Annotated in this window: 15 protein-coding genes; 9 read left to right on the top strand and 6 right to left on the bottom strand. The window is 65.8% G+C overall.

The window, feature by feature from the left end; all coding sequences use genetic code 11:
• Positions 1 to 63 precede the first annotated feature (63 nt).
• Complete coding sequence (locus ACRDT3_RS16065) at positions 64 to 1,275, top strand: NADH:flavin oxidoreductase/NADH oxidase (protein WP_431493938.1); 1,212 nt, start codon at positions 64 to 66, stop codon at positions 1,273 to 1,275.
• A gap of 92 nt (positions 1,276 to 1,367) precedes the next feature.
• Here ACRDT3_RS16065 and ACRDT3_RS16060 read toward each other — a convergent pair whose 3' ends face one another.
• Together ACRDT3_RS16060 and ACRDT3_RS16055 are read right to left on the bottom strand one after the other, a co-directional pair.
• Positions 1,368 to 1,814: a nuclear transport factor 2 family protein gene (locus tag ACRDT3_RS16060; protein WP_431493937.1), complete on the bottom strand. Its 447-nt coding sequence runs from the start codon at positions 1,812 to 1,814 to the stop codon at positions 1,368 to 1,370.
• Positions 1,811 to 2,578: a hypothetical protein gene (locus tag ACRDT3_RS16055; protein ID WP_431493936.1), complete on the bottom strand. Its 768-nt coding sequence runs from the start codon at positions 2,576 to 2,578 to the stop codon at positions 1,811 to 1,813. The genes ACRDT3_RS16060 and ACRDT3_RS16055 overlap by 4 nt, the downstream gene beginning before the upstream one ends.
• A 211-nt stretch (positions 2,579 to 2,789) precedes the next feature.
• Here ACRDT3_RS16055 and ACRDT3_RS16050 point away from each other — a divergent pair, with 211 nt between their 5' ends.
• On the top strand, positions 2,790 to 3,974 hold the full coding sequence (locus ACRDT3_RS16050; RefSeq protein WP_431493935.1) for a thiolase family protein: 1,185 nt from the start codon (positions 2,790 to 2,792) through the stop codon (positions 3,972 to 3,974).
• 86 nt (positions 3,975 to 4,060) lie between these two features.
• On the opposite strand, the gene ACRDT3_RS16045 is transcribed toward ACRDT3_RS16050, so the two are convergent.
• Both ACRDT3_RS16045 and ACRDT3_RS16040 read right to left on the bottom strand, forming a co-directional pair.
• On the bottom strand, positions 4,061 to 5,524 hold the full coding sequence (locus ACRDT3_RS16045; RefSeq protein WP_431493934.1) for an MFS transporter: 1,464 nt from the start codon (positions 5,522 to 5,524) through the stop codon (positions 4,061 to 4,063).
• A 222-nt stretch (positions 5,525 to 5,746) separates the two neighbouring features.
• Positions 5,747 to 7,216 (bottom strand): MFS transporter, encoded by a 1,470-nt coding sequence (locus ACRDT3_RS16040; protein ID WP_431493933.1) that lies wholly within the window; start codon positions 7,214 to 7,216, stop codon positions 5,747 to 5,749.
• Positions 7,217 to 7,447: 231 nt separating this feature from the next.
• Between ACRDT3_RS16040 and ACRDT3_RS16035 the strand changes: the two genes are divergently transcribed.
• The 4 genes from ACRDT3_RS16035 to ACRDT3_RS16020 all read left to right on the top strand — a co-directional run bounded on the left by ACRDT3_RS16035 (position 7,448) and on the right by ACRDT3_RS16020 (position 11,270).
• Complete coding sequence (locus ACRDT3_RS16035; protein ID WP_431493932.1) at positions 7,448 to 8,203, top strand: SDR family NAD(P)-dependent oxidoreductase; 756 nt, start codon at positions 7,448 to 7,450, stop codon at positions 8,201 to 8,203.
• 131 nt (positions 8,204 to 8,334) lie between these two features.
• Complete coding sequence (locus tag ACRDT3_RS16030) at positions 8,335 to 9,522, top strand: Rieske 2Fe-2S domain-containing protein (protein ID WP_431493931.1); 1,188 nt, start codon at positions 8,335 to 8,337, stop codon at positions 9,520 to 9,522.
• An 88-nt stretch (positions 9,523 to 9,610) separates the two neighbouring features.
• Positions 9,611 to 9,889, top strand: coding sequence for a hypothetical protein (locus tag ACRDT3_RS16025; protein ID WP_431493930.1), 279 nt, complete (start codon positions 9,611 to 9,613; stop codon positions 9,887 to 9,889).
• 121 nt (positions 9,890 to 10,010) lie between these two features.
• Positions 10,011 to 11,270 (top strand): NADH:flavin oxidoreductase, encoded by a 1,260-nt coding sequence (locus ACRDT3_RS16020; RefSeq protein WP_431493929.1) that lies wholly within the window; start codon positions 10,011 to 10,013, stop codon positions 11,268 to 11,270.
• Positions 11,271 to 11,310: 40 nt separating this feature from the next.
• Here ACRDT3_RS16020 and ACRDT3_RS16015 read toward each other — a convergent pair whose 3' ends face one another.
• The gene (locus ACRDT3_RS16015) at positions 11,311 to 12,426 is read right to left on the bottom strand and encodes a PrpF domain-containing protein (RefSeq protein ID WP_431493928.1); all 1,116 of its coding nucleotides are present in this window, start codon (positions 12,424 to 12,426) and stop codon (positions 11,311 to 11,313) included.
• A 46-nt stretch (positions 12,427 to 12,472) separates the two neighbouring features.
• Positions 12,473 to 13,453 carry an alpha/beta fold hydrolase gene (locus ACRDT3_RS16010; RefSeq protein WP_431493927.1) on the bottom strand — a complete coding sequence of 327 codons (981 nt, stop codon included), beginning with the start codon at positions 13,451 to 13,453 and terminating at the stop codon, positions 12,473 to 12,475.
• A gap of 222 nt (positions 13,454 to 13,675) precedes the next feature.
• Here ACRDT3_RS16010 and ACRDT3_RS16005 point away from each other — a divergent pair, with 222 nt between their 5' ends.
• The 3 genes from ACRDT3_RS16005 to ACRDT3_RS15995 all read left to right on the top strand — a co-directional run bounded on the left by ACRDT3_RS16005 (position 13,676) and on the right by ACRDT3_RS15995 (position 16,816).
• Positions 13,676 to 14,263, top strand: a complete 588-nt coding sequence (locus ACRDT3_RS16005) for a TetR/AcrR family transcriptional regulator (protein ID WP_431493926.1) — start codon at positions 13,676 to 13,678, stop codon at positions 14,261 to 14,263.
• Between the two features lie 224 nt (positions 14,264 to 14,487).
• Positions 14,488 to 16,143 (top strand): AMP-binding protein, encoded by a 1,656-nt coding sequence (locus tag ACRDT3_RS16000; RefSeq protein ID WP_431493925.1) that lies wholly within the window; start codon positions 14,488 to 14,490, stop codon positions 16,141 to 16,143.
• On the top strand, positions 16,136 to 16,816 hold the full coding sequence (locus ACRDT3_RS15995; RefSeq protein WP_431493924.1) for an enoyl-CoA hydratase/isomerase family protein: 681 nt from the start codon (positions 16,136 to 16,138) through the stop codon (positions 16,814 to 16,816). Before ACRDT3_RS16000 ends, ACRDT3_RS15995 begins: the two co-directional genes overlap by 8 nt.
• The last annotated feature ends 58 nt before the right edge of the window (positions 16,817 to 16,874 follow it).

Below are 16,874 nucleotides of genomic sequence, written 5' to 3'. Positions count from 1 at the left end.
CTGCCGATTCCGGAAAGTGGGACTGGCCGCCCGGGCAATGCACCGGCTCGATAGAGTACTGGCATGTCTACTGATACGCGCACAGCAAACACCGAGGTCCGGGCGCTCTTTACGCCCCTGAGTATCCGCGGCACCACGCTGCCGCTGCGGGCCGGTGTTTCGCCCATGTGCATGTACGCCGCGGTTAACGGCTTCGCCAGCGACTTCCATCTGGCCCATCTGGGGCGCTTCGCACTGGGTGGTGCGGGGCTGGTCATTGTCGAGGCAACGGCTATCGAGCCGCGCGGCCGCATCTCCCATTTCGATTTGGGCGTGTGGGACGACGCCCACGTGGAGGGCATGGCCCGCATTGCGAGCCTGCTCGGCTCCCTCGGTTCGGTTCCCGGCATCCAGCTGGGTCATGCAGGCCGCCGTGCCTCGGTGCGCGAGCCGTGGCATGCCGGCGCCCCGCTGGATGAGATCGATGCCCAGGCGGGCAATCCGCCGTGGCAGACCGTCGGCCCCTCGGCTTTGCCGGCCGGCCCGGATTGGCCGGTGCCGCACGAGCTGAGCGAGGCCGAGATCGCCGAGTCGGTGGCCCAGTGGGCTTCGGCCGCGCGCCGTGCCGCCGAGGCGGGCTTCCGCTACATCGAGCTGCATGGCGCCCACGGCTACCTGCTGCACTCCTTCCTCTCCCCCATTTCCAACACCCGCAGCGACGGCTACGGCGGGGATGCCGCCGGCCGCATGCGCTACCCGCTGGAGGTCATTCGCGCGGTCCGCGAGGCCATCGGCGAGGAAGTCATCCTGGCCTACCGGGTGTCCTCGGTGGACGGCGTGGCGGACGGCGGCCTGGGCATCGAGGACATCGTCGAGTTCTCCCGGCACGCGAACGCCGCCGGAGTGGACGTCATCGACACCTCCTCCGGCGGCATCACCACCGACCGGTCCAGCGACACCCGCGTGCGCCGCGGATTCGGTTTCCATGCCGACTTCGCCCGGGCCATCAAGGCTGAAACCGATGCGGTCGTGGCCTGCGTGGGCTTCATCGTGGATCCGGAGCAGGCCAGCCGGATGATCGAGGATCAGGACGCGGACATCGTGCTTTTGGGTCGCGAAATGCTGGACAACCCGAACTGGGTCCACCACGCCCGCCGCGCACTGGGCGCCGAAGAGTTCGAGCACTGGGACATCCGCTTCGGCAGCGCCCTGGGCCCGCGCCTGTCCACCCTGCAGCGGCTGGCCGAGTCCGGGGAAACCCCTCTGACGCGGTTCGAGCAGTACAGCGGCGCGTAGAACTGAAGGAATGCTCCCGGCCTGGACCGGGAGCATTCCTTGTTAATGTCGATAATTAATGACCGCTATTGGCGGATTCGGTGCGGTTCCGGCTAGTTGCCGAACAGCTGGCGCGCCCATTCGCTGCCGGTCAGCAGGCGGTTCTCGCGCTTGGATACCTTCCAGCCCTCGGCGGTGCGGATGAACTCCCAGCGGTTGGCGCTGACGCGTTCGGCGGTCCAGGGCTCGCCGCGGCGGGCGAAGACCAGCGAGTGGTTGGTGGCCACCGCGGTGTCTCCGTCGATGCGCAGCGATGGCGCAGTGCCGACGTGCGCGCAGCCGGCGGCCATGAAGTCCTTGTGGGTGTCGAATTCAACCAGTCCTGCCAGGTCGTCGTACTCCAGCGTGGTGGTGTCGAAGGAGTACGTTCCCCCTTCGGCCCAGAGCCTCTCGATGGCCTGGCCGTTGCCGGAATCGGCGAACGGGCCGTAACTTGCGATCAGGTCCAGGATTTCGGCCCGGTCTTCCAGCGCCTGCAGGCGCTCTTCGATGTTTTTCACCAGTCCCTCCAAGGAATGATTGTGCTCAGTGTCGAGGAGAAGAGGACTTCTCCTGCCTTTGGCGCCGAGGGGTCGGCGGCGAATAGCTGTTCGGCGGCGCGGATCGCGGCGCCGGTGCCCTCCGGTTCTCCGTCCAGGTACAGCAGGCGGATCCGCAATTCTCCCGGCTGGTGGCTGACGGTGTCTGCGAAGGGCAGCGTGGTGTGCTGCTGGGCGTGGCTGAAGGAGAAGGTCCAGCCGCCAGCAACCCCGGGAACCTTCAGCAGTTCCGGCATCAGCTCGGTGTCTTCCCAGCGGAAGCTGTCATGCGCGTCCAGACCGTGCGGTTCCGGGTAGCGGGTGAGCGTAATGTGCGTGCCCTGATTCGGGCGGAACGGCAGCACGTCCGGGCTGACCAACGCGTGCGGCGCGGAGTATCCCCTGACCGGGCGGAAGAAGGCCAGCAGCTTGCGCTCGACGCCCGTGATGATCGGGCCTCGGCCCCACTGGAATGACGCTTCGCCCAGGCGGTCCCAGGCATCCACGCTCTGCTGAACCGGATCCCGGAACCAGTACATGGCCACGAAGTCGGTGTCCGCAAACTCCGAATCCGCCACGTGCGCGGAATCCTGCTCACGCACCCGCGCCCAGCGGTCTCCCCAAGCCACGCCTGGCAGTGCCAGGTTCTCGGGGCGGTGGTCCAGCTGATGCCAACGGTTGTACGCCCTATGCAACGAGGCATCGTCCAGCTGGACGAAGGAGAAGAACGCCAAATCGGAGAACATGAAAATCCTTGCTCCGGAAACATCCGGGTCGCCGCCGCGGACCCGGTGAGGGGCCCCGCCCTCCATGTTCGCCCAGCTCCGTCCGGCCGCGCCGAAAGGATCCCGGAGAACGGGATCAGCACGAGTCCTCCACTAGGACTTTTTTGTAACGTGGCAGGCATGTGGCATGGCCGTGGGCCTGCATTAACTACCAGGATCTAAGGAAGCCGTTTTGTCTACAGAAAAGATCGCCATTCTCGACGGCGCACGCACCCCCGTAGGCCGCTACGGCGGAAGCTTGAATTCGGTGCCGGCCCATGAGCTGGGCCAGGTGGCGGCCCGCGAGGCGCTGGCACGCAGCGGGGTTTCTGCCCAGCAGGTTGACGAGGTCATCATGGGCTGCGTGGGCCAGGTTGGCCCCGACGCCTATCTGGCCCGGCGCGTGGCCCTCGGCGCGGGGCTGCCCGACTCCACGCCCGCCTTCACCGTCAACCGGCTATGCGGCAGCGGGCTTCAGGCCATCTGGTCCGGCGCCCAGCAGCTGGCCTGGGGTGGTGCGCAATTCATCCTTGCCGGCGGCGCCGAGTCCATGTCCCGCATGCCGTTCCTCGATTACGACGCCCGCGGCAACTCCCGGCTGGGCAATCGCACGGTGCTGGACGGCACCGTGGCCATGCTCACCGACCCGTTCTCCGGTCAGCACATGGGTGTCACCGCGGAAAACGTGGCGGACAAATACGGCATCAGCCGCGAGCAGCAGGACGCTTTCGCCGCCGATAGCCAGCGCCGCTCCGGCACCCCAGAAGCCTTGGCGGCCTTTGCCGAAGAAATCACGGAGGTCACCACCGGCGGGCGCAACCCGGTGACCGTCAGCATCGACGAGCATCCACGCCCGGACACCACGGCGGAAAGTCTGTCGCTGCTCAAGCCGGCCTTCAGGAAGGACGGCAGCGTGACCGCGGGCAATGCCTCGGGCATCAACGACGGGGCTGCCGCGGTGCTGCTGGCCAGGCAGTCCACTGTGCAGGAACACGGTTTGCGTTCCCTGGCCACCATTGAACATGTCACCACCGCGGCGCTGGACCCTGCCTACATGGGTTATGCCCCAACCCTGGCCCTGCACAAGCTGTTCGCCGAAACCGGACTCTCCCCGCAGGACATCGACACCTTCGAGGTCAACGAGGCCTTCGCCGCGCAGGCATTGGCAGTGATCCGGGATGCCAAGCTGGATCCGTCACGGGTGAACCCGTACGGCGGGGCCATCGCTTTGGGACACCCGATCGGCGCCACCGGCGCCATCCTCACCCTGCGCGCTGCCAAGGACCTGGTGCGCCGCGACCTCACCTATGCGGTCATCACCCTGTGCATCGGCGGCGGGCAGGCGCTGGCCGCGCTGATCAGGCGCAACGGCGCCTGAGAGCGGTACGCCGCGAGAATACAGGCCGGGGAGGGAACCGAACGTTGGTTCCCTCCCCGGCCATTTGCCTTCGGATGCTCAGGTGCCTATCCTTCGACGGCTCCGACCAGTTTCTCGTCACCGGCGGCCGCCTGCACGTTGTTCTTGCCGCGGATCAGCCAGGACACCACGAAGCCAACCAGGCTGGTGGCCAGGATGATCACGTAGGTCAGGGTGTAGGCTGACTCGCTCGGCACCCCGGTGCCCTCCACGGTGGAGGAAGCCAGCGCCATGGTGATCACCGTGGTGCCCACGCCCATGAAGATGGTGCGGGTTACCGTGTTGATGCCCATGCCCTCGCTGGTGTTCTCCACCGGCACGGACTCGGCGACCAGATTCGGGAATGCGGTGTAGGCGAACATGGTGCCAATGAACACCACATTGACCGCGATGATGTAGGCCAGCACGCTGTACTGCGCCCAGAACAGCGCCCCGTAGCCGATCACGCAGATGACCACGCCGATCAGCAGCGAACGGCGGGCGCCGACCTTCGCGGCAATCTTGCCGCTGATCGGCGAGCAGATGAACGCCACGGATGCGGCGCCGAAGATGACCAGTCCTCCGATACTCGGCGACAGGCCCAGGCCCACCCCGGGACCGGCCGGGGAAAGCATGATCATCGGGCCGACGATCTGTATGGCGACCAGCGGGCCGACACTCAGGATCGCGGTGGCCAGCTGGGTCAGCGCCATCTTGTTGGTCTTCAGCAGGCGCAGGTTGATCATCGGGTTATCGATACGCAGCTCCCACCAGATCCAGATGGCCGCGACAGCCAGACCGCCGAGCACGAACTGCACGGTGCGGGCATCGGTGATGCCCCAGGCTGCGGAGTTCGAGACGCCGTAGAGCACCAATGCGATGGCCGGGGCGAAGAGCAGGCCGCCGATGTAGTCGACCTTCTTGCGTTCGGTGCTCAGCCCGGTGGAGCGGTCCAGCATAGCCATGGCCATGACGGCCGCGATCAGGCCCAGGATGCCGGAGACCATGAATAGCCCCTGCCAGTTGCCCAGGTCCAGCAGCACGCCTGCCACCAGGCTGCCACCGGCGCCGGCGATGAAGGACACCGCGGCGACCAGCGCGATGGCTCCGGGAACCTTGTCCTTCTCGATGCCCGCGCGGGCGATGCCCAGGCCCAACGGCAGCGTCGCGCCGGCCGCGCCCTGGAAGGCACGTCCCAGGATGACCCCTTCGATGGAGCCGGCCGTGAAGCTGATGACCGAGCCGATCACCGAAATGAACAGGACGATCACCAGCATCTTCTTGCGCCCATAGATGTCTCCCAGCCGGCCGCAGATCGCGGCGGAGGCAGCGGCGACCAGCAGGAAGGAGGTGGCGGCCCAGCCCGCGGTGGCCGCATCGGTTTGGAATTCGGCCATCAGGCTGGGGAAGGCGATGAAAATCATCGCCGATTCGAACGTGCCCACCAGCTCCGTGGCGATCAGCACGGTGATGATCTTCGCATAGCTGGAGCGGATGGCTGAGGGGTCTTGCCTATCTAGAAACGACGCCATTGTGTTTCCTTTTCTGTTGCCAGTGCATGGTTAGGACAGCGCCCGGACGCCGGGCGCTGGGTAATGCGTACTGCAAGAAAGTCCGCAACGGCGCGCGAGATTTGTTGAATGCACCACCGGCGGACGGGTCCCCGCCCCGGCGGGTTCGCAGCATTGAACCCGCCGGGGCGGCGGCATATGGCGGGGCAGGCAGATCCCTGCCCCGGATAAATGGTGCGGTCGCTAGGCGCCGGCTACGCGGGCTTCCGCGGTATCCTGCGGGTCAGAGGCTTCGGTGCGCGGCGCATCCTTGATGCGCAGCGCCAGGAAGAAGGCCACCACACAGCTGGCAGAGATGATGATGTAGGCGGTGTTGAACCCGGCTTCGGTGGAGACCGTGGTCCCCTCGACCGTCGAAGAGGCCAGCGCCATGGTCAGCACCGTGGTGCCCACGGCCATGAAGATGGTGCGCGTGACCGTATTGATGCCCATGCCCTCGCTGGTGTTCTCCAGCGGCACGGACTCGGCGACCAGATTCGGGAACGCGGTGTAGGCGAACATGACGCCGATGGCGATCACGTAGGTGTTGATGATGAAGGTCAACAGCGTGTTATCCGCCCAGAACATCATCGAGTAGCCGATGAAGCTGATCACGATGCCGATCAGCAGGGCACGGCGGGCGCCCACGGCGGCGGCGACCTTGCCGCTGAACGGCGAGCCGATAAAGCTCAGGGTCGCGGCGCTGAAGATGACCAGTCCGCCAACTGCCGGCGATACGCCCAGGCCGGCCGGATCAGTCGCGGGCGCCAGCAGGATCAGCGGGGTCAGGATGCCCACGGCCACCAGCGGGCCGATGCCCAGCACGGCGGTGCACAGCTGGGTCAGCGCCATCTTGTTGCTCTTCATCAGGCGCAGGTTGATCATCGGGTTCTGCACCCGCAGCTCCCACCAGACCCAGATCGCGGCGACTGCCAGGCCGCCGAGCACGAAGCCCAGGGTCTTGCCGTCCAGCAGCCCCCAAGCGCTGGCGTTGGTCAGGCCGTAGAGGACCAGTGCAACAGCCGGGGCGAACAGCAGCCCACCGACGTAGTCGATGCCGCGCACCGGGCCTCGTGCAAGGGGAGAAGACTTCAGCAGGAAAACAACCATCAGCGCGGCAACGGCGCCCATGATTCCGGAGACGACGAATAGCGCCTTCCAGTTGCCCAGCTGCAGCAGCACGCCGGCAATCAGGTTGCCGCCGGCGCCGGCCAGGAACGAGGACCCGGCGATCAGCGCGATCACATTCGGCACCTTGTCCTGTGGCAGCTCCTGGCGGGCCAGGCCCAGGCACAGCGGCAAGGTGGCCCCGGCCACGCCCTGCAGCGCACGGCCCAGGATCACGCCTTCCAGCGAGCCGAAGGTGAAGCTGATGATCGATCCGACCACGGAGATGGCCAGCACGATTGCCAGCAGCTTCTTGCGCCCGTACATGTCGCCCAGACGGCCGCAGACGGCCGCGGAAGCGGCGGCCACCAGCAAGAAGGCCGTCGCTGCCCAGCCGATCGCGGCCGTATCGACGTTGAACTCATGCATCATGCTGGGCAACGCGATGAAGATCATCGCTGATTCAAAGGTGCCGACGAACTCGGCGACCAGCAGGACGCTGACGACTTTCGCGTAGCCAGGGAACTTGGCCGTTTTCGGTGGGTCATGCCGCCCGGACATGGTCATGGCGATTCCTATTCTTTGCGTGTGAGTGATGTACGCCCGTGGTGTATCGGTGGTGCCCCGGGGCTTTCTCCCCGGTTCGCGCAGGCTCTGGTCCCCGAACGTGGAATCAGTATGTTGCCGTTCGGGAAACCGCTCCGAGCAAAGTCCCAAACAGTGGGATATGAAGAGATCCCGGTCACATTCGCTTGGCACACTGAGTGCGGAAGTGTTGGCAACAAAAAGGAGCAGGCATTGGGTGTACTCGACGGCCGGGTGGCCTTGATCACCGGAGCAGGCCAAGGCATTGGCCGCGGCATCGCCCGCGCGCTGGCGTTCGAAGGAGCAAGTGTAGCGCTCGCCGGGCGCACCGCGCAGAAGGTGGAAGACGCGGCCGCCCAGATCCGTGCCGAGGGTGGCGACGCCCACGCGTTCACGTGCGATGTCATTGATCCGGAGCAGATCGAAAAGCTGGTCGGGGAGGTCGTCGACCATTTCGGCTCGCTGTCCATCCTGGTTAACAATGCGCAGACCACCGTGCACGGACAGCTGCTGGACCTGCCCGAGCAGGACTACCTGCGCGGCATGGAATCCGGGCCGCTGGCCACCTGGCGCCTGATGCGCGCCTGCCACCGGCACCTGCAGGGCAATGGCGCCATTGTGAACCTGGGTTCGGCCGCCGGCGTGCGGTGGAACCCTACCGGCTACGGCGGCTACGCGGCTGCCAAGGAAGCGATCCGCGTGCTGACTCGCACGGCGGCCTGCGAATGGGCAGCCGACGGCATTCGGGTCAACGCAATTCTTCCGCTGGCCACTTCGCCCTCACTCGAGCATTGGGAGCGCATCAACCCGGCGGAAGCCCGCGAGTACATGGCGACAATTCCGCTCGGGCGCATGGGCGACACCGAGAAGGACATCGGCCCGGCGGTCGTGTTCCTCTGCTCGGAAAACTCCCGCTACATCACCGGGCATTCCCTGCCGGTGGACGGCGGGCAAGTGCTCATGCGCTGAGCAACCCTGAAAGACCCCCGGCTCGCTGCACCTACAGGCCTTCACCGATGATGGCCCTGCCATCGGTGCGCAGCTACCCTACGGCGAAACACCACGAATCGCCGGCACCACACCTACGAATAGGAGAAGCCATGTCCATTGACATGACCGAAGTCACCGATTCCGAGCAGTTCGACGAAGTCCGCCTTATCGACGCGGGAAGTAATCCGACTCGATTCGCGCGCGGCTGGCATTGCCTGGGCCGTTCCGAGGACTTCCGCGACGGCAAGCCTCACACCGTGAAGGTCTTTGGCACCAAGGTAGTCATCTGGGCCGATACCAAAGGCAAGCTCAATGTGCTGGATGCCTTCTGCCGCCACATGGGAGGCGACCTGTCCAAGGGCGAAGTCAAGGGCGACGAGATCTCATGCCCGTTCCACGACTGGCGCTGGGGCGGCGACGGCAAGTGCAAGGACGTGCCGTACGCGCAGCGCGTGCCACTGCGCGCCCGCACCGCAGCCTGGGAAACCATGGAGGTCAACGGCCTGCTGTTCGTCTGGAACGACCCGCAGGGTAACCCGCCCCCGGCCGACGTGACTATTCCGGAGATCCCGGGCTTCGGCACTTCCGAGTGGAGCGACTGGTCCTGGAACACCTTCCTGGTCGAGGGATCGAACTGCCGCGAGATCGTGGACAACGTGGTGGACATGGCCCACTTCTTCTACGTGCACTACCAGATGCCGCAGTACTTCAAGAACATCTTCGAAGGCCACGTCGCCGCTCAGCACATGCGCTCGACCGGTCGTGACGACATCCACACCGGCGTGCAGCTGGACATGCCGGACTCGGAGACCATCTCCGATGCCGCTTATTACGGCCCCTCTTTCATGCTGGACACCGTGTACACCGTTGCTGGGGACACCACCGTTGAGACCAAGCTGGTTAACTGCCACTACCCGATCTCGCAGGATTCCTTCGTGCTGATGTTCGGCACGACCGTGCACACCATCGACGGAGTCACCCAGGAGCAAGCTGACGGCATGGCCGAGATGTTCACCGAAGGCGTCGAGACCCAGTTCAAGCAGGACGTGGAGATCTGGAAGCACAAGACCCGCATCGAGAACCCGCTGCTGACCGCTGAGGACGGCCCGGTATACCAGTTGCGCCGCTGGTACGAGCAGTTCTTCGTGGATGTAGAGGACATCACCGAGGACATGGTCGCCCGCTTCGAGTTCGAGGTGGACACCACCAAGGCATTGGAAACCTGGAAGGTCGAGGTCGCGGAGAACGTGGCCAGGGGCATCGTTCCGGAGCAGGATCCCACCAAGGCCAAGGCCTAGCCCTAGCCGACACACCACGCACCCGGAGCAATGCTGCAGGGGAAAAAAGTACTATTGGCCCGGAACCAGGGCCAGCGAGGAGCACCTCATGAAACAGATCGATTGCCAGCAGTGCGGGACCGCCGTCCTGGTGGAGAAATACAGCATCCCGCACACCAGTGTGCAGTGGGTCAGTGATGCGGCAACCTCGTGCCCCCGCTTCGCCGAAGCCACCGCCGATGACCGCGACAGCGTCTGCGGCACCACCGCGCTGAGCTGCGCGTCATTGAGCCAGAGCATCGACGACGCAGTGCGCGACGGAAAGCTGGAAATCAAGTCGCGCGTGGAGCCGGTCATCGGCGAAGCGCTAGTCGAAGACGCCGTCTAGGACGCCTCGGCGCACCCGGCAAGGGGCTCCCACCACGGTCAGCACCATGGTGGGAGCCCCTTTGCCTTCGTTTGCTGTTCCCTATCCCACCACCCGGCCTCGTGCCGCGGAAAGGACGAGCATGATCACCACCAATCCCGACCCATTTGCCCCGACCACCCTGGGCCCGGTGACGCTGCGAAACCGCATCATCAAGGCCGCCACCTCCGAAGGCCGCTCCCCCAAGGGCCTGGTCACCGACGACCTGATCGATTTCCACCTGGACTTCATCCGCGGCGGCGCGGCGATGACCACCGTGGCCTACTGCTGCGTGTCCCCGGAAGGCGCCTCGGCGCCGGGGCAGATCCTGATGAGCGAGCAGGCGCTGCCCGGGCTGCGGCAGCTGACCGATGCGATCCATGCCGAAGGCGGGGCGATCAGCGCGCAGCTGGGCCATGCAGGCATGGTCGCTTCCAAGAAAATCACCGGCGTGACCTCCATGGGGCCGAGCAGGTTCGTGAACCCCTCCTCAATGGAATACTGCCGAGCCATCCGCCGCGAGGAAATCACCGAAGTCATCGAGCAGTTCGGGGCGGCGGCGCGGATCGCGGTGCAGGCTGGCTTCGACGCCGTGGAGCTGCACTTCGGGCACAACTACCTGCCCAGTTCCTTCCTCTCCACACTGCTGAACCGGCGCAAGGACGAGTACGGCGGCAGCATCGAGAACCGCTCGCGCTTCGTACGCGAGATTGCCCAGCGCGTGCGCGAGGTGGTCGGGGACAAGATCGCTGTCATTGCCAAGATCAGCATGGACGACGGGCTGCCGGGCAGCATCTGGCTCAATGACTCGATCCGCACCGCGCAGCTGCTGGACGAGGACCGGAACCTGGATGCCATCGAGCTGACCCAGGGGTCCTCGATCATCCGCCAGATGTACCTGTTCCGCGGTGACGTGCCGGTCTCGGACTTCGCCGCCGTGGTGAAGGAGCCGATGAAGACCGGAGTGCGGTTGTTCGGCAAGCTCGCTCTGGGCAGCTTCCCGTACAAGGACCTGTACATGCTGGATGCCGCCCGGCAGTTCGTGCCGGTCATGAAGCACACCAAGCTGATCCTGCTCGGCGGCATCACCAGCCGCGAGCACATCGACACCGGCATGCGCGAGGGCTTCGACTTCGTGGCCATGGGCCGCGGGCTGCTGCGCGAGCCGGACCTGGCCAACCGGATCCGCGAGGATTCCACGGTCACCAGCCGCTGCATCCACTGCAACAAGTGCATGTACACGGTCTACGGGCGCACCCACTGCGTGATGGAGCCCAATGACCAGCACGGTTCGCTGCCGGATGGCAGCTCCCCGTACGCGGTGGACCGCGAGCGGCTGCTGCCGCTGAGCAGCATCGGTTAGCAGTTCATTACGGGCAGTTCGTGCAGTTGCCGTTAGATGGCTATCGCGGCAGCTGCACGAATCCCTTCATCAGGATCCTCGCGGTGCGCAGCAGCGAGGTGTGCTCCAGCTGTCCGGCGCCGTTGAAATGCGCTGCGGCGGACACCGCGCCGGAAGGGGTGCCCAACCGGATGACGTCGCTGGGTAGGCCACCGGACAGCGTTGCGGCGATGCTTCCGGGAATCTGTGCGGCCGCCGCCAGGCACATCGCCCCCGTGCCAGGAACGGCCTTGTGCGTCTGCCCCATGGAGATCACCCTGACCAGCAGGTCGCAGTCCGAGGCCGGGCTCAGCGAGCCGTCCAGCAGCTTTGCCGGCGCCGGCGCGGCGGCCAGCACGATCTTGGGTGTGACCTGCGCCGCGTCGTCGGGATTGGAGCATAGTCCCATGGCCACTGCCCCGGCCCGGCGGATCTTCTCCAGCAACACCAACACCGGCTTGTTCGCGTCGATGCTTTCCGGGCTTTCGGTGCCGTCCAGGCCCAGCCGCGCGGCCTCGATGACCACCGTCGGCAGCGCCGCGTCCACCAGGCTCACCGGATACTCCAGCCCTTCCACCTGCAGCAGGTCCACCGGATTGCCGGAGGGCAATAGCCCTGCGCTGCGGCTGCCGGACGGGTCGGGGTAGCCCAATTCAATTGGCGCACCGGCGCCATGCACCCCGGGCAGCGACAGCTCACCCTCCACGGAGGCGCGCCCATCGGTGACTGCCAGTCTCACCTGGACGATCTTCGAGGTGTTCGTGTTGAACAGCGTGAAGTCCTGGTGGCCATCGTTGGCCTGGAGCAGCCCGGCTTCCAGGGCAAAGGGCACCACCCCGGAGGACAGGTTGCCGCAGTTGCCCGCGTAGTCGGTCACCCCGGTATCCACCGCGACCTGGCCGAAGGTGTAGTCCAGGTCCACTCCCTCGCGTTGCGAGCGGGAGACCACTATGACCTTGGACAGCGAGGAAATGCCTCCGCCCATCCCGTCCAGCTGGCGGCCGAAGCGGTCCGGGGAGCCCAGCGCCGCGGCGAATACCCGGTCCCGGGCCTCGCGCCCTTCCGGGAGCCAGTCCTCGGCAAAAAACATGCCCTTGCTCGTTCCGCCACGGACAAGTGCCGCCTCAATCCACTGCATGCAGCCTCCTCATCGCCTCGATGGCAATTCTAGGTGCGCTTGCGGATTAGACGCTTACCCGGTCCATATCGTGGAGGAATGCAAGGAAGTTCGCGGTGACCTCGGCGGCGCGCTCCATCGCGATCAGGTAGCCGCCGCCGGGCACTGTGGCCACCAGGCGCACGTCCTCGTGCTGGGCGTGGAGCTGCGCTTGGATGCCGTCGCCGTACTGTTCGGCGAGCTGCAGGTCGGTTTCCGAGCCCAGGAAGTAGTAGGGCACCGTGCTTTTCCCGGCCGCGCGGGTGTTGCGGTATTCCCAGTTCAGGTCCGCCACCCGGTACCAGTTGATGCCGCCGCCAAATCCGCTGCGCGCGAAGTCGCTGACATAGGCTTCCAGTTCCCACTCGCCCAGCCAGGACCAGGGCAGGGCCGGCGGCTGCGGCAGCGCCTGGCGGTAGGGCGTGCCAGGCGGGTTGGCGTGCACTGCGGCGAAGTCCCCGTCGGTGGAGAGCACGTGGAAAATCTTGGCGATGATCTCGCGCGGGTGCGCGTCGTAGTCTGCGCGGGCGCCCTGCGGATCCACATGGTAGTAGGCCATGTGGTTGAACGCCTCCTTGCCGCGTTCGATCTCGGTCTGCGAAGGCAGCGAGTCGTAGTGAGGCAGGCCGGAGTACTGCAGGCCAATTAGCGCGCGCACGCGGTCCGGGTGCTCGGCGGCTAGGTCGTAGGCTGCAAACATGCCGTAGTCGATGCCGGAGACCACCGCCTGCGGTTCACCCAGGTGGTCGAGCAGGCCCACCAGATCGGCGGTGATGACATCAGCCCGGTAGGCCGCGAGTTCCCCGGGGGCTTCGGTCTGGCCCATGCCGCGCAGGTCCGGGGCCACCACCCGGTAGCCGTCCGCGGCGAGCGCGCTGATCTGGTGGCGCCAGCTGAACCAGGTGTGCGGGAAGCCATGCAGCAGGAGAACCAGCGGGCCCTGGCCTTCTTCCACGTAGTGCATCTGGATGCCATTGATGCGAGCGTAGTGGTGGGTCCAGTTCCTCATGTGCTGCTCCTTCGGGGAAAGACGGGGCGGTCGGTCCACTCCCCCACCATTACATCCAGGACTTTTGGGGGCTGGGCGCTGTATCCCGGTAGACGGGACGGCTCGGGTGCCGGGAACGAGCGCTTGGTTTGTTGTTAGGATGGAATTCGACTTTGCCGCGACCGCCGCGCCCAAGCAACACATCCTGCATCTTGACCTTCACCTTCTGCGAAAGAGCGAAACATGGCTGAAAAGACCACACCGGCCCGACGGACTGTCATCCTCGACAACGCTGCGCGACTTTTCTCCGAGCAGGGCATCGGCGGCACCTCGGTGCGCGAGATCTCGGCTTCGGTGGGCATGCTCTCCGGCAGCCTCTACCACCACTTCGCGTCCAAGGACGAGATGGTCGAGGAAATCCTGACCGAATTCCTGCAGGAACTGCAGGGGCGCTACCGCAACGCCACCGAATCGGGCACCGAACCCCGCGAGGCGCTGAACCAGCTGATCCGCATCACCCTGGAAATCATCCGCGACTTCCCCCACGCCACGCAGATCTACCAGAACGAAGTCGCGTACATCCAGAAGCTGCCCAAGTCGACCGGTGCACGCGCGATCAGCAGCGACATCGCCAAGCTCTGGGTGGACGTCATCGAACAGGGCATCGCCTCCGGCGTGTTCAAGAAAGACCTGGATGCCCAGGTAGCGCACCGGTTGATCCGTGATTCCTTGTGGCTGACCGCCCGCTGGTTCACCCCGTCCAAGAAGTACACGCTGGACCAGCTCACGGCCGATTGCAGTGCCCTGTTCCTCGACGGGATCGTGGCCTAGGCCGACAAGCTGCCACCTGCGGCTCCCGACGTTCTCCCTGCTGCACCGGCACTCCCGCCCACCGGGACACCCTGCTCAGAGCATCCCCATCCTCAGTAGCCTCGAACTATTTCCCCGCTGGCCCCTAAACCGGGCTACGCGGTGGACATTGAGCTCGATTACGCCAACACAGAGCGTCCCACCAGTTGGGGACGGTGCTGCGAAGAGACAAGGGAGCCACGAGCATGCAGAGCCATGATCAACCGCAAACCATCCCCGCTCTGGTGGCCTATGCCGCCGAGCATTTCACCGACAGGGAGGCGCTGGTCGACGGGCCGATGCGCCTGAGCTTCGCCGAACTGGCCGAGCAGATCCGCCAGGCCTCCGCGGCGCTCATCGCCAGCGGAGTGAAGCACGGTGACAAGGTCGCCATCTGGGCACCGAACAGCGCGCGCTGGGTGATCGCAGCACTCGCGGCCACCAGCGTCGGCGCCGCCATGGTGCCGCTGAACTCTCGCTACCGCGGCGTCGAAGCGCACCAGATCCTCTCCCGGGCGGAGGCCCGGGTCTTGTTCGTGGCCGAAGGCTTCCTGGACACCTCCTATACCCGCCTGCTCGTCGAGGGCGCCGCGCACCTCGGCTACATCGACGAGGCCCATCTGGTCCCCGGCTTGCCGAAGTTGAAGACCCTGGTCAGCCTGCCTAGTTGGGCCTCCGGCGCCTCGGAGGGCACCGCAGTGCTTCCGCTGGAGGGCTGGGACGAATACCTGGCCGCCGGCCGTAGCACCGATCCGTCCGTGGTCGCTGATCGCGCCGCTCAAGTTTCCCCAGAAGACATCGCGGATCTCTTCTTCACTTCCGGAACCACCGGGCGCAGCAAGGGCGTGATCTCCGCGCACCGCCAGTCCCTGGGCGTCAGCTACGCCTGGGCCGACCACGCGCAGATCACCGAAGAAGACCGCTACCTTGTGGTGAGCCCGTTCTCCCACACCTTCGGCTACAAGGTCGGGATCATGGTCTGCCTGGCCACCGGCGCGGCCATCTACCCCATGGCGACCTTCGACCTGGACGAGACGGTTCGCCTGCTGCGCGAGGAGAAGATCAGCGTCATCCCCGGCGCCCCGACAATCCACCAGTCAATCCTCGACCACCCGAATTTCCCGGCCGTGGCGGAGACCAACTGGCGCCTGGCCGTGCTCGGCTCCGCCATGGTCCCGGACCGGTTGCTCGAACGCCTGCGCACCGAAGCCCAGGTTCAGCAGCTGACCACTGCCTATGGGCTGAGTGAGGCCGTGGTGGTCACCATGTGCAGCGCGGACGACAGCGCGCACACCGTCACTACCACCGCCGGCCGGCCCACCGCCGGCTTCGAGGTGCGCGTGGTGGACACCGACGGACGCGACCTCCCGGCGGGCACCGCAGGCGAGGTGCTGGTCCGCGGAGAAAACGTCATGCTCGGCTACCTTGATGACCCGGAAGCCACCGCCAAGGCAGTTGACGCCGAAGGCTGGCTGCACACCGGGGACATGGGCAAGCTCAACGAAGAGGGCTACCTGAGCATTGTGGACCGGATCAAGGACATGTTCACCGTGGGCGGGTTCAACGTGTACCCGGCCGAGGTGGAAAACACCATCGGCTCGCTGGACGGTGTTTTTGCCTGCGCGGTGCTCCCCCGTCCCGATGACCGGATGGGCGAGGTAGCGCACGCGGTCGTCGAGGTGCTGTCTGGCTCGCAGCTCACCGAGCAGGACGTGATCTCCCACTGCCGCAAGTGGCTGGCCAACTACAAGGTGCCGCGCAGCGTGGAAATCACCCAGGAGCTGCCGCGCAACGCGGCCGGCAAGATCCTCAAGCGCAACATCCGCCCGCTCGCACCGGCCAAGGAAGGCGCCAATGCCTAGCCTGGAATACATCGATAGCACCGCCATCCTGGACCTGGGTGCGGATGAAAACCGCCAAAGCACCAGCTGGCTGCTCGAAGTCGGCACCCTGCTCGATGAGCTGCTCGCTTCGCCGGCCACCACGCTGGTGACCACCGGCACGGGCAAGTTCTACTCCAACGGCCTAGACGTCGCCGAAGCCGACGGCCCAGTGGAACTCGACCCTGACTACTTGCGTCCGCTGCAGGCGCTGTACCGGCGGGTGCTCACGCTGCCCCTGCCCACCGCGGCTGCCATCAACGGCCATGCCTTCGGCGGTGGAGCGCTGCTGGCCATGGCCCACGACTACCGGGTGATGCGTACCGAACGCGGCTTCTTCTGCTTCCCCGAAGTGAATATCGGCATCGCCTTCACCGAAGGCATGGCCGCCCTGGTGCAGTCCAAGCTCAGCCCAGCGCAGGCGCGCGACGCCATGCTGACCGGGCGGCGCTTCGACGGCGACCAGGCCGCGGCCGCCGGACTGGTGGACGAGGCAGTGCCGGTGGAGCAACTCGTGGAACGAGCGGTGCAGCTGGCCGGTAACCACCTGCCGGAATACCCGGGCACGCTGGGCGCCGTCAAGGAAATCATGTACGCAGACGCGGCGTCCGCACTGGAGCGGGAGCACCGCCCAGCCGGAGCACTATCGGGCTGACGAGAGCAGTCCCTGCAAGAAGCGCGAAGAGGGCAGGAATCCACGTGGATTCCTGCCC

It is taken from the genome of Glutamicibacter sp. (assembly GCF_050701915.1).
Lineage (GTDB): Bacteria > Actinomycetota > Actinomycetes > Actinomycetales > Micrococcaceae > Glutamicibacter.
This window is presented reverse-complemented; position numbering and strand designations above follow the sequence as displayed.